The organism is Sphingobacterium bambusae, from assembly GCF_033955345.1.
GTDB lineage: Bacteria > Bacteroidota > Bacteroidia > Sphingobacteriales > Sphingobacteriaceae > Sphingobacterium > Sphingobacterium bambusae.
Window position 1 is genome coordinate 5,039,397 of sequence record NZ_CP138332.1, and the last position, 13,059, is coordinate 5,052,455.

The following is a 13,059-nucleotide window of genomic DNA, read 5'->3' on the forward strand; positions in this document are numbered from 1 at the left end:
GCTTAGTTTTATTTCTGTCATATTTTTATTAAAAAAAGCTAATGTTTGTGTTTTTTATAATAAAAGTTTGCAAAGTGTGATAAAATTTAAAAAATATGCTATTTTTGCTTTTCATTTGACCAAGGGATGTCGAATGGCTATGTTATAATTTATTTACTATTAATATATTAACGATGAAACACAATTTTGGGGCAGGACCATGCATTCTTCCAAAGGAAGTATTTCAAGAAGCTTCCGAAGCAGTTATTGAGTTTAACAATACCGGGCTTTCCATTCTTGAAATATCGCACCGTTCCAAAGAGTTCGAGCAAGTGGTCATTGAAGCTGAAGCATTGGTGAGAGAGCTGTTGAATGTGCCTGCCGATTATTCGGTCCTGTTTTTACAGGGTGGTGCTAGCCAGCAGTTTGCCATGGTGCCGATGAACATTTTGCCGGAGGGAGGAAAGGCTGCGTATTTAGATACAGGCGTTTGGGCTTCGAAAGCAGCCAAAGAAGCGTCGAAACTAGGTACTGTTGAAATTGTTGCTTCATCGTCGGATAAGAATTATACCTACATTCCAAAGGATTTCACCGTTCCGGCGGATGCTACCTATTTTCACTATACCTCAAACAACACCATCTACGGAACAGAGATTTTCGAGAAACCAAATGTTAATATTCCTACCGTGGTGGATATGTCTTCAGACATTTTAAGCCGGGTGATCAACGTTGCTGATTTTGATATTATCTATGCGGGTGCACAAAAGAACATGGGGCCGGCAGGCGTTACCTTGGTGATCGTGAAAAATGATTTGCTCGGCAAATCGGCTCGCGTTATCCCAAGTATCTTCGATTACCAGCAACATGCTAAAGCTGGTTCGATGTACAATACGCCGCCTGTTTACTCGATCTACGTATCAATGTTGAACCTGCGTTGGTTGAAAGCCAAAGGTGGGGTGGAAGTGATTGAGCAAGAAAACATCATTAAGGCGCGCACGCTATACGAAGAAATTGAACGCAATCCATTCTTCAAAGGCACAGCCGCCGAGGCGGATCGCTCACGTATGAACATCACCTTTGTGATGGACACTGCAGAGCAGGAAGCTGCATTTTTGGAATTGGCGAAAGAGCGCGGCTTGGTCGGTATTAAAGGGCACCGCTCGGTGGGTGGTTTCCGCGCCTCGATCTATAATGCCTTGACGATTTCGTCGATCAATGCTTTGGTGGATGCGATGAAGGAGTTTGAAGAAAAGCATTCCTCATAGGAGTTCGTTACTGAAATCCCTGTCCTAGGCAGCGGTTTCAACTCTTCATTTTTGACTTTTTTACTTTTTACTTTTTAATTTAACAATGAGAATATTAGCAAACGATGGTATTGACGCAGCCGGAAAAAGACTGTTGGAAGAAGCCGGTTTTGAAGTTGATACAAACCATATACCTCAAGAAGAATTAGCCGATAAGCTAAATGCCTATGATGCCGTAACGGTGCGCAGTGCTACAAAATTGCGTCAGGCGCTTATCGATGTATGCCCCAATATCAAAGCGATCGGTCGTGGCGGTGTGGGCATGGACAATATTGATGTTGACTATGCGCGCTCCAAAGGTATTGCCGTGATCAATACCCCTGCAGCCTCTTCCTTGTCTGTTGCAGAACTGGTCTTCGCTCATTTACTTAACGGCGTACGTTTCTTATTTGATGCCAACCGTAAAATGCCGGTAGAAGGCGATACCAATTTCGCAGGCTTGAAGAAAGCTTACGCTAAAGGGGTAGAGCTGCGTGGCAAAACAATTGGTGTGGTAGGCTTTGGCCGCATTGGTCGTGAAACCGCGAAAGTAGCCCTAGGCCTTGGTATGGATGTGATCTACACCGATCTGTTTGATGGTCCTACGACCTTGAGCGTAGCATTCTCTGGCGGTATTACGGTGGAGCTTCCTGTAAAGCAAGTGAGCTTCGAGGAGCTGTTGAAAGCGGCTGATTTCATAAGCTTACACGTTCCTTTCTTGGATAAACCCGCGATCGGTAAAGAAGAGTTTGCCTTGTTGAAAGATGGCGTGGGCTTGGTTAACGCATCACGCGGTGGTGTGATCGATGAGTTGGCCTTGATCGAGGCATTGGACAGCGGCAAGGTATCGTTTGCGGCATTAGACGTGTTCGATAACGAACCTACACCACGTAAAGAACTTTTGGCGCACCCACGCATATCGTTGACACCGCACATTGGGGCGGCAACAAACGAGGCACAAGAGCGTATCGGTATTGAACTTGCCGAGCTGTTGATAGACAGCTTGAAGAAGTAGTTCTCCGCATAATCTTACTTATGCGGCACAAAAGCAATTTCCAGCGTTTGTGCCGCATTTTTTGTTTAATATACACGTTGAATTAATTACTTTTACACGTTTTTAAAGAATAGCTTACAATAAAATTATGAAAATTTTAAAATTCGGTGGTACTTCTGTGGGTAGTGCCCAGCGCATCAAAGGGCTGCTGGATATTGTGAATCCTGCAGAGCGCCAGATTGTCGTTTTATCCGCTGTGGCGGGCACAACGAATGCTTTGGTAGAAATTGGTCAAGCCTTTTTGGCCGGAAAGCGCGAAGAAGCGATAGAACTTGTCAAACAACATAAAAATAAGTATGAATACCTCATCAAGGAATTGTTCAGTACCGAGCAGGGGCTCGATAAGGGCAAGAACCTGATCGATTACCATTTCAATTATATTGCTTCTTTAGGCAATGAGATGTTTACACCTGTTGAAGAGAAGATTACCCTTGCGCAAGGCGAGCTGCTATCAACCACCTTATTTCATTTTCATTTGGAGGAGATTGGTGTGCCTTCGGTGCTTTTGCCAGCCTTGGATTTTATGAAGATCGATGAGGACAATGAGCCAATGGTGGAATACATCGGCGAGAAATTAAAGAATTTGTTGAGCATACATCCGGCAAATACCTTGTTCATTACGCAGGGCTTTATCTGTCGCAACTCCTTTGGCGAGATCGATAACCTGCGCCGTGGCGGATCCGATTATACGGCTTCCCTTATTGGCGCTGCTATCCAAGCCGACGAGGTGCAGATCTGGACAGATATCGATGGTATGCACAATAACGATCCGCGCGTGGTGAAAAATACCTCGCCGATTGCCAACCTCAGCTTTGATGAAGCTGCGGAGCTTGCTTACTTCGGAGCGAAGATCTTACATCCACAAAGCGTTTTTCCAGCACAAAAATACAATGTGCCGGTACGCCTTTTGAATACTATGGATCCGCAAGCAGCAGGTACGCTGATTAGCAAAGAGGGGGGAACCACCGGACAGATCCGCGCTATCGCCGCGAAGGATGATATCACGGCTATACACATACATTCTTCCCGCATGTTGTTGGCTTACGGCTTCCTACGCAAGATTTTCGAAATTTTCGAGCGCTATAAAACGCCGATCGATATGATCACGACCTCGGAAGTTGCCGTGTCGCTTACCATAGACGATACCCGCAACCTTGGCGATATCATTCGTGAGGTGGAAGATTTTGGACATGTGCGCGTAGACCACAACCAAACGATTGTTTGTGTGGTGGGCGACTTCAGCGCCAATACGCATGGCTATGCGGCGCGGGTGCTCGATGCCGTAAAACATCTTCCTTTACGCATGATCTCTTATGGAGGCTCTGACTACAATGTTTCCATCCTGTTGGATACGGAGCACAAAACGGAAGCCCTTCGCTCTTTACATAACCGTTTATTTTAATTGATCGATACGCATGTTGTTTAACAAGTCTCAGGAAGAGAAAATAAAGCATTTAGAAACACCCTTTTATTACTACGACTTAGCGCTGCTGAATACAACCTTGGATCAGGCCAAGGCAGCTGCCGATAAGTATGATTTTCATGTACACTACGCCTTGAAGGCAAACTTCAACGATCGTTTGTTGGAGACTATACAAGGGAAGGGCTTTGGCGCGGATTGCGTTAGCGGCAACGAGGTGCAGAAAGCTATAGACAGCGGCTTTCCGGCCAGCAAGATCACTTTTGCCGGTGTGGGCAAATCCGATAAGGAGATCCGTATGGCCCTAAAGCATGGGATCTTTACGTTCAACGTGGAGTCTATCCAAGAAATGGAAGTCATCAACGAACTGGCGGAAGAAGAAGGGGTAGTGGCTAGTGTATCGCTACGCATCAATCCCAATGTGGATGCGCACACGCACCATTATATCACGACGGGGCTCGATGAGAACAAATTTGGCGTGCCGACCTCCGAATTGGAGAAAGCGGCGGCTGTGATTCGCAAGTCGGCCAATGTGGAACTGATGGGCTTACATTTCCATGTGGGCTCGCAGATTACAGATATGAACGTGTTCAAAAGTTTGTGTGTCAAAGTGAACGAGTGGAAGAACTGGTTTGAGGAGCGTGGAACGCAAATCAAAGTGCTTAATGTAGGCGGCGGACTGGGCGTTGATTATCAGCAGCCGGACGCGCATCCTATTCCGGACTTTGAAGCCTATTTTGCGGTGTTCGACAAGTTTTTGGAGCGCTCGGCGCAACAAGAGGTGCACTTTGAGCTGGGCCGTGCCCTGATCGCGCAATGTGGATCCTTGGTGAGCAAGGTGCTGTATACCAAAAGCGGTATCAAGAAGCACTTTTTGGTGCTCGACGCAGGGATGACTGAGCTTATGCGGCCGGCTTTGTACCAAGCCTATCACCAGATAGAACGGGTGGGCGGCGACCATGCACAGGCAGCAACCTTAAACTATGATGTGGTAGGTCCTATTTGCGAGAGCTCGGACTGCTTTGGTAAGGAAGTGCCACTACCGGAGTCTAAGCGTGGCGATCTAATCGCTATACGTACGGCCGGTGCATATGGTGAGGTGATGGCTTCCCGCTATAACCTGCGCGACGAAATTCGTTATGTATACGACAGTGAACTGTAAGCGCTAGTCTCAAGCCGGACAGCCATATAGATCATCTAAGCTATTTAGAAGCCGAATACTTTTCGTCATTGCGAGGAGGAGGAACGACGAGGAAGCAATCTTTGCGTGTTACATGCAGATTCACTTCCTACACAGCTGCCTTTGGCGGCCGTCATACTTCCTCGCAATGACCTTTTTTTAACGGTGCGGTGGATTCACACGGAAGATAAAGCCCGATCCGTAAATAGTTTCAATAGACAGCTGTTTAGAGTGCTTTAGCAGCTTCCTAATCCGAGAAATAAATACATCTAAGCTGCGTCCCATAAAGTAATCGTTTTCCCCCCATATCTGCAGCAGGATATCTTCACGGCGCAACAGTTTCTCTTGGTTTTCATTTAGAAAAAGCATCACCTGCATCTCGCGCAAGGTGAGGTCTACCTGCTTGCCATCGGGGCAGTTCATTTTATGGGTGTTTCGGTTGATCTGCACATCGCCAATCTGCGTGAGTATACTGTCGGGTTCGCGGGGCAAGGGCTGCGGACGCTGAAAGTCCAGTCGCTTTAAAATGTTCTTGATGCGTAGCACCAACTCATCCACATCGAAGGGCTTGGTGATGTAATCGTCTGCTCCGATATTAAGCCCTTGTAAGCGATCTTTTTTTTCACGCCGAGCTGTCAGAAAAAGAAAGGGTTGCCCGGCGAGCTGCTCACTAATTTCTGCCGCCAGCTGGAAGCCGTTATAGTCGGGCAATTGCACGTCGATAAGTACCAAGTCGAAATTGCTGGATGCCTTAAACACTTGCAGTGCTTCGGTAGCGCTTTTGGTCCATGCTACCTCGAACCCCACCATTTCTAGATATTGCGACACCACATTGCCGAGGTCGGTTTCATCTTCTACATACAAGAGTCGTCGTTTTTGCTCCATGAGGTGATAAAAATAAGCGTTCAAAAATAATTAATCGATCCAAATCGTAAATAGGGTGCCTGAATCTTTGGCACTATCGACATCGAGTTGCCAACCGTGTGCCTCGGCAACCTTCTTGACGTAAAATAGACCTAAGCCTAGACCTGGCCGATTGCTAGATTCTTCGCCTCGGTAGAACTTCTGAAAAATAGATTTTAGCTGCTTCTCATCTAGGCCTATGCCGTTATCGCCAATCTGTATGCCCGTGCGATCGGCCTGCCGTATAAGCTGCACGCGGATACTTTTGCGTATGGACTTATTGTACTTGATCGCGTTATCAAAAATATTATATATCGCTGTTGTAAACAGGAACTTGTTGACTTTTATTTCGATGTCTGCATCAGGCAGATCGTTGATCAATTCCAGATCGATATGCTGCTCTAAGGATAGGCGATAATCGCTTACCGACTCCGCCAGTAGGGGCAGCAAGGGGAGGCTCTCCTGCTCGAGGTTATACTCGTTCAGTTCGGTGATATTAAGCGCTTGCTTAATAAGCTTTTGCAAGCGGGAGGACTGCCGCGCGATGATGGCCGTCAATTCGGGAATCTTCTCTTTCCACAATGCCTGATCCAGATTTTCAATGCTTCTGTTGGCCACGATAATGGTGGTGATCGGCGTATGAAACTCATGGGTGATGCTATTCAGGAAGTCGGAAGTCATCTCGGTCATTTTCTTTTGCCGCAGCCAGTTTCGGTAGGTTAAAAAGTAGATACCGATGACCATGGCGATGGCTAGAAAAGACAGGAGCAGCGTGGGCATCATCTGCTTCAGGATTTTGTAAAATCGGGAATCGAGATCGTCGGCATGAAGCTCAAATGCAATTTTGTAGGAGTTGCCCTGCGGACTGCTAACCGTAAGGCCGGTAATTTGGTTCTGCTTGTCAATAACATCCAAGGAGCCATCGATTAAGATATGGGGGATTTGCTCATCCACCTTCCATTTGCCGTTGAGCACGGGAATGTAGTGGCGACCATCAAAGGTGATCTGCAGATCGGTGATGATCAAAGCAAAGTTCATGGTAGTATCTAATGTTCTGCTGATGACAAGCTCCCGGAAGATGCTGTCCATATTGCTTTTATCCCGCAAGGCGGTGAAGAGGGTGTCACAGAAAGATTGTGTCAACTTATCAAACTTTGGAGAACCATCGCCATAGGCCTCGCGAAATCCGGCATAGCGCGGCTTGATAATGGAGTCTATAATCTTCTGTCCGCCTAGGAAAAGCTTATCGTTTAGCATCAAATTGCGGTAGGCGCTATCCAAGCTCTTGCGCTCCTGCACCTGATATTGGTTGTTGCGCAAGACAAAGGTATTGTAGATAAGCAGGTACTGCACAATAAATAGCACCGAGAAGCTAATAATGGATATAGGGATATGCTTTTTGTTCATGTGATCGTTAAAGACCGTCTATCTTGAGCCCAGGTCTGCATTTAATACGCGATAATACAATAAAAATCGAACATTGCGCCCTGAAAAAGGCGGATTATTGCGCCCGTTAACAATCTGTTAACAATCTATTAGGAAGTCATTAACAGCGATTGGTGGGGATAATTTCTTATTTTGGATAGCGGAATGTTGTATTGTTGGGCATAGACCTGACAGCATATGGCAGCTACATAACCACAAAACTACAGTGACTATACTACGGCAGATAAAGACCTTTACCAAGAATATATGAAAGTAAGCAAAACGAAGAATTGGGTGATAGCCCTGTTGGGCTTGGGGATGCTCCAGGCAAACAGTGGCCTAATCGCGCAGCAAAAGACGTCGGCAGGCGCAAAGAAAGCAGCCGTGCAGACGGCTATCCAAGAAATTTTGGAACCGGTGGACTATGTGAACACCTTGATGGGTACAGATTCGAAGGTGTCCCTATCCAACGGTAACACCTACCCCGCGGTAGGCCTGCCTTGGGGGATGAACATGTGGACCCCACAAACCGGAAAAATGGGCGATGGCTGGCAATATACCTATGGATCGGATAAAATTCGGGGTATCAAGCAGACGCACCAACCCTCGCCCTGGATGAACGACTACGGCCAATTTTCATTGATGCCTATATCCGGCAAAGCGGAATTTGACCAAGAAAAACGTGCCAGCTGGTTCTCGCATAAATCGGAAGTCGCAAAGCCTTATTATTATGGTGTTTACTTGGCGGATTACCATGTGATGGCAGAGGTTACACCAACGGAGCGTGCCTCGATGTTTCGCTTTACCTTTGGCAACCCCGATAGCGCTTTTGTGGTGCTAGATGCCTTCGATAGAGGCTCTGAGGTGCAGGTGATACCGGAGAAGAACATGCTGATTGGCTATTCTAGCCGCTACAGCCGCGGCAAGCTGCCAAATTTCAAGAACTACTTTATCATCGTCTTTGACCAGCCGATCGATACCTACCAAATTTTGGAAGAAGGAAAGCAGGTTGCTGGTAAGAAAACAAATGGCAAACATGCCGGAGCCATTATCGGGTTTAAGAAAACAACTGGCAAGCAGGTGGTGCAGGCTAAAGTAGCCTCTTCCTTTATCAGCGCCGAGCAGGCCGAGCTTAACCTAAAAGAGCTGCAGAACGACAGCTTTGAGCAGATCAAAGCCAAAGGACGTGCAAAATGGAACGAGGTGCTGGGTAAAATTACTATCGAAGGCGCTACCGACGAGCAGTACCGCACCTTTTACAGCACGCTTTACCGCACGGTGTTTTTCCCGAACAAGCTTTACGAGATCAATAAAGAAGGCAAGGCGGTGCACTATAGCCCTTATACAGGCGAGGTAAAGCCGGGCTATATGTTTGCAGGTACAGGTTTCTGGGATACATTCCGGGCACTTTATCCGTTGTTGAACATGTTGTATCCAAGCATCAACAAGGAGATGCAAGAAGGCTTGCTAAATTGCTACAAAGAGGGCGGTTTCTTGCCTGAATGGAGCAGCCCGGGCTTTGCGGACATTATGGTGGGCAACAACTCTGCATCCGTGGTAGCGGAAGCTTACCTAAAAGGTGCACGTGGTTATGATATCGGCACACTGTATGAAGCATTGCAGCATGGAGCAAACCATGAAGGACCGATGACGGCAGTGGGTCGCAAAGGTGTAGGCTACTACAACGAGCTGGGCTACGTGCCTTACGATGTGGGTATCAACGAAAACGCAGCGCGTACGTTGGAATATGCCTACGACGACTTCGCGATTTATCGCCTAGCGAAAGCCTTAGGCAGACCAAAAGAAGAGATTAAGCTATATGCGGATCGTTCGCAGAACTATAAAAAGCTGTTTGATCCAGAAACCAAGCTGATGCGCGGTAAAAACAAAGATGGCAAATTCCAAGCGCCATTCAATCCGTTGAAATGGGGTGATGCCTTTACAGAAGGCAATAGCTGGCATTACTCTTGGTCGGTATTTCACGATGTGCAGGGGCTTATCGATTTAATGGGCGGCGACAAGGTATTCGTCAACATGCTTGACTCGGTATTTAACCAAGCGCCAGACTTTGACGATAGCTACTATGGCGGCGTGATTCACGAGATCCGTGAGATGCAGATTGCCAACATGGGGCAGTATGCACACGGAAACCAGCCTATACAGCATATGATCTACCTGTACAATTATGCTGGCGAGCCATGGAAGGCACAATATTGGGCACGCGAGGTATTGAACCGTATGTATAAGCCTACACCAGATGGTTACTGCGGTGACGAGGATAACGGGCAGACTTCTGCTTGGTATGTGTTCTCGGCCTTGGGCTTCTACCCAGTTTGTCCGGCGATGGATCAATATGTAATGGGCGCTCCTTTGTTCAAAAAAGCGACCTTGCATTTGGAGAATGGTAAAACATTTACCATCGAGTCTGCCAACAACTCGGCCGAAAACCGTTACGTGAAAGATGCCAAATTGAACAATAAAGCCTTCACCAAAAACTGGATCGGCCACGAAACGATCTTGAACGGTGGTAAACTGACGATCGATATGGACGCGGTGCCTAACAAAACAAGAGGGGTGAGCAAGGATGCCGTGCCTTACTCGTTCACATCAGATAAGGATAAATACTAAGAAATTAACCAAAGAAATAACAAGATGAAGAAGATGTTTTTAGTAGCGCTATTGGCGGGCAGCATAGGCTTGGCAAAAGCACAGGACGGATGGAGCCGTTTGGATAAAGATATAGAGCTAGCCGTTTCCGTCGATACCTTGAAAGAGGGCAAATATAGCTTGGTATATATTGATAAGGCTACACAATTTGATCCGGTCGTGAAGCAACGTTTAATCAAGACGTTCTTTAACACCTATCCAAAATTAGCGAAGAAGTACAATAAGGATGCGACAAGCAAAGTTGTCTTTGTCATGGATCCTGCCTATACCGGCATTGCGGCAGCAGGCGGTGGGGTGATTCGCTTTAACCCGGAGTGGTTTAAGAAGAATCCAGGCGATATCGATATCGTGACGCACGAAGGCATGCACTTGGTGCAGGCCTACCCGGGCAACTCGGGACCCGGATGGATTACGGAAGGTATTGCAGACTATGTGCGCTTTGTGGATGGTGTGGACAATGCCGGTGCAAACTGGAAGTTGCCTGACCTAAAGCCAGAACATCACTACGAAAATGCTTACCGCATTACGGCTCGTTTCTTCTATTGGTTGGAAACCAAAGTTAAAAAAGGAACCATGGTGAAGCTTGACAAGGTGATGCGCGAGCGGAAATACAACGATTCGTTCTGGCAGGAACAGACCGGTAAGACACTGGATGCCCTGTGGCAAAGCTATGTGGCTAACCCTGCTATTTAAGAAAAATTTAATTAAGTTCGTAAGTAGGAAGACCGAATGGGAAGCTAAAACTTTCCATTTGGTCTTCTTTCGTAAAGTTAACATATGATGAAACTGAAAAATTTAGGCCTGCTGTTGCTTCTTCCGTTTGCGGCAGCGGCGCAAAAACAAGAGTTGGTAAAGTATGTGTCGCCCATCATCGGGACGGCAAAGATGGGGCATACCTTTCCCGGCGCGACGGTTCCATTTGGCGCTGTGCAGCTCAGTCCGGATACCGACACTATTCCCTACGCGGTAAACGGTCGATACAATGGCGAGGTATATCAATATTGTGCTGGCTACCAGTATAAAGACCCTACGATCGTAGGCTTTAGCCATACGCATTTCAGCGGCACCGGCCACTCCGATTTGGGCGATATATCCGTGATGCCTACGGTAGGTGCGGTACAGCTTAACCCCGGCACGGCCGATAAACCGGAAACAGGCTATCGCTCACGCTTTGACCACGCCAAAGAGACGGCAGAGGCCAATTATTACAAGGTGTTTCTCGATGATCCAAAGGTGCTGGCAGAGATGACCACTTCCAATAGGGTAGGCTTTCATCGCTACACTTTTCCAAAAGCAGCCGACGCACACATCATCCTCGACCTTAAATCGGGTATCTACAACTACGATGAGAAGAATGTGTGGACGGTGGTTCGTGTGCTTAACGATACGCTCGTGACTGGATATATGCAAAGCCATGGTTGGGCGCGTACACGGACGGTTTACTTTGCCATCAGCTTTTCCAAACCATTTAAGAACTATGGTGCGCAGCAAGATGATAAAAAGCAGGCGTACAAAGGCTTTTGGCGTAAATTTGACCAAAGTGATAACTTCCCAGATTTGGCAGGCAAACAGTTGAAAATGCATTTTGACTTTGCTACCGAAGATGCGGAACAGGTACAGCTGAAGGTAGCCCTAAGTCCTGTGAGCATGCGCAATGCCCTGCAGAATATGGAGCAGGAAATTCCGCATTGGGATTTTGAGCGGGTGAAAAAAGAAGGTCAACAACTTTGGGAAGCGGAGCTACAGAAGATCAAAGTAGATATGTTGACCAAAGATGATTACGTGAACTTCTATACGGCGATGTACCACGCGGCCTTGATGCCTACCGTATATATGGACGCTAACGGCGAATACAAGGGCTTGGATCAAGAGGTGCATAAAGCCGATGGATTTGTAAACTACACGTCTTTCTCCCTTTGGGACACTTTCCGCGCATTCCATCCTTATATGAACCTGATCAACCCTGCGCGCAATGCGGATATGGTGGCATCTATGATGGCCCATTACGACCAAAGTGCGCTGAAGATGCTGCCTATATGGTCGCATTATGCCAATGACAACTGGTGTATGAGCGGCTACCACGCCGTTTCCGTTGTGGCGGATGCGATTATCAAAGGGGTGTATAAAGGCGATGCCAAAGCAGCGCTAGCAGCCTGTGTGCAAACAGCCAACGCGAGACGGTATGAAGGTATAGGGCCTTATATCGACCTAGGATACGTGCCAGATGAACTATCGGGCACCTCGGTGTCCAACACCTTGGAATATGCTTACGATGATTGGTGTATTGCCCAGCTGGCCAGGCACCTTGGAGATGAAGCGGTTTATCAGACTTTCGCCAAACGTGCCGACAGCTGGAAAAACCTATTTGATGACCGTATCGGCTTTATGCGCCCAAAAGATTCAAAAGGAAACTTCAGGGCTAAGTTTGATCTTTTGGAAACACACGGACAAGGATTTATCGAGGGTAATACTTGGAATTACAGCTTGTACGTGCCACACAACCCAGAAGGCCTAATGGAACGTATGGGGGGCAGCAAACGCTTATCCGCTTACTTGGATTCCTTGTTTACCATGCATTTGCCAGATAAGTTCTTCGCCAATACAGAGGATATCACCCGGGAGGGTATCATCGGTAACTATGTGCACGGCAATGAGCCGGCTCATCACGTGGTGTACCTACACAACTTGGCCGGTATTCCGTGGAAGGGCCAAGATCGTATCCGAATGATCTTGAAGAACCAATACCATACTGGCCACGATGGGCTAGGTGGTAACGATGATTGTGGGCAGATGAGTGCTTGGTATCTATTCAGCTCGTTGGGCTTCTATCCGGTGAGCCCGGGAAGCGACGAATATTGGTTGGGAAGCCCTTCCGTGAAACAGGCTAGTGTTACTTTGGCCGATGGTAAGCTGTTTGAAATCGAAGCCGCAAACCAGTCGGAAAAGAATGTGTATGTGAAGGAAGTGCTCTTGAACGGTAAGCCCGTGAACGGATACCGAATCAAGCATCAGGATATTGTGCAGGGCGGAAAGCTTAAATTTGTGATGAGCGACAAACCCAATAAGCGTGTGAAGTAGTGAACGCGTTGTAAATAAAAAATGAGCCGCATCTTTTGATGCGGCTCATTTTTTTTATAGCGTTTCTTTA

At 47.2% G+C, this 13,059-nt stretch carries 9 protein-coding genes; 7 read left to right on the forward strand and 2 right to left on the reverse strand.

What is annotated here, in order from left to right; all coding sequences use genetic code 11:
- Positions 1 to 173 precede the first annotated feature (173 nt).
- From serC to lysA, 4 genes are all read left to right on the forward strand, one after another.
- A complete protein-coding gene (gene serC, locus SCB77_RS20890) occupies positions 174 to 1,244 on the forward strand; it encodes a 3-phosphoserine/phosphohydroxythreonine transaminase (RefSeq protein WP_320183941.1) in 1,071 nt (356 codons plus the stop codon).
- Positions 1,245 to 1,329: 85 nt separating this feature from the next.
- On the forward strand, positions 1,330 to 2,277 hold the full coding sequence (locus SCB77_RS20895) for a D-2-hydroxyacid dehydrogenase (protein ID WP_320183942.1): 948 nt from the start codon (positions 1,330 to 1,332) through the stop codon (positions 2,275 to 2,277).
- A 127-nt stretch (positions 2,278 to 2,404) separates the two neighbouring features.
- On the forward strand, positions 2,405 to 3,718 hold the full coding sequence (locus SCB77_RS20900) for an aspartate kinase (RefSeq protein WP_320183943.1): 1,314 nt from the start codon (positions 2,405 to 2,407) through the stop codon (positions 3,716 to 3,718).
- Between the two features lie 16 nt (positions 3,719 to 3,734).
- Positions 3,735 to 4,898 carry a diaminopimelate decarboxylase gene (gene lysA / locus SCB77_RS20905; RefSeq protein ID WP_380935549.1) on the forward strand — a complete coding sequence of 388 codons (1,164 nt, stop codon included), beginning with the start codon at positions 3,735 to 3,737 and terminating at the stop codon, positions 4,896 to 4,898.
- Positions 4,899 to 5,075: 177 nt separating this feature from the next.
- Here lysA and SCB77_RS20910 read toward each other — a convergent pair whose 3' ends face one another.
- A complete protein-coding gene (locus SCB77_RS20910) occupies positions 5,076 to 5,801 on the reverse strand; it encodes a response regulator transcription factor (RefSeq protein WP_320183945.1) in 726 nt (241 codons plus the stop codon).
- Positions 5,802 to 5,831: 30 nt separating this feature from the next.
- Positions 5,832 to 7,226, reverse strand: coding sequence for a sensor histidine kinase (locus tag SCB77_RS20915; RefSeq protein WP_320183946.1), 1,395 nt, complete (start codon positions 7,224 to 7,226; stop codon positions 5,832 to 5,834).
- 285 nt (positions 7,227 to 7,511) lie between these two features.
- Between SCB77_RS20915 and SCB77_RS20920 the strand changes: the two genes are divergently transcribed.
- The 3 genes from SCB77_RS20920 to SCB77_RS20930 all read left to right on the forward strand — a co-directional run bounded on the left by SCB77_RS20920 (position 7,512) and on the right by SCB77_RS20930 (position 12,989).
- On the forward strand, positions 7,512 to 9,872 hold the full coding sequence (locus tag SCB77_RS20920) for a GH92 family glycosyl hydrolase (protein ID WP_320183947.1): 2,361 nt from the start codon (positions 7,512 to 7,514) through the stop codon (positions 9,870 to 9,872).
- A 24-nt stretch (positions 9,873 to 9,896) separates the two neighbouring features.
- The gene (locus tag SCB77_RS20925; RefSeq protein ID WP_320183948.1) at positions 9,897 to 10,604 is read left to right on the forward strand and encodes a basic secretory protein-like protein; all 708 of its coding nucleotides are present in this window, start codon (positions 9,897 to 9,899) and stop codon (positions 10,602 to 10,604) included.
- Positions 10,605 to 10,688: 84 nt separating this feature from the next.
- Positions 10,689 to 12,989, forward strand: a complete 2,301-nt coding sequence (locus SCB77_RS20930; protein ID WP_320183949.1) for a GH92 family glycosyl hydrolase — start codon at positions 10,689 to 10,691, stop codon at positions 12,987 to 12,989.
- The last annotated feature ends 70 nt before the right edge of the window (positions 12,990 to 13,059 follow it).

Coding starts and splice junctions, on each gene's coding strand:
- serC (WP_320183941.1), top strand. CDS start 174: ATGAAACACAATTTTGGGGCAGGACCATGCATTCTTCCAAAGGAAGTA.
- SCB77_RS20895 (WP_320183942.1), top strand. CDS start 1,330: ATGAGAATATTAGCAAACGATGGTATTGACGCAGCCGGAAAAAGACTG.
- SCB77_RS20900 (WP_320183943.1), top strand. CDS start 2,405: ATGAAAATTTTAAAATTCGGTGGTACTTCTGTGGGTAGTGCCCAGCGC.
- SCB77_RS20910 (WP_320183945.1), bottom strand. CDS start 5,801: ATGGAGCAAAAACGACGACTCTTGTATGTAGAAGATGAAACCGACCTC.
- SCB77_RS20915 (WP_320183946.1), bottom strand. CDS start 7,226: ATGAACAAAAAGCATATCCCTATATCCATTATTAGCTTCTCGGTGCTA.
- SCB77_RS20920 (WP_320183947.1), top strand. CDS start 7,512: ATGAAAGTAAGCAAAACGAAGAATTGGGTGATAGCCCTGTTGGGCTTG.
- SCB77_RS20925 (WP_320183948.1), top strand. CDS start 9,897: ATGAAGAAGATGTTTTTAGTAGCGCTATTGGCGGGCAGCATAGGCTTG.
- SCB77_RS20930 (WP_320183949.1), top strand. CDS start 10,689: ATGATGAAACTGAAAAATTTAGGCCTGCTGTTGCTTCTTCCGTTTGCG.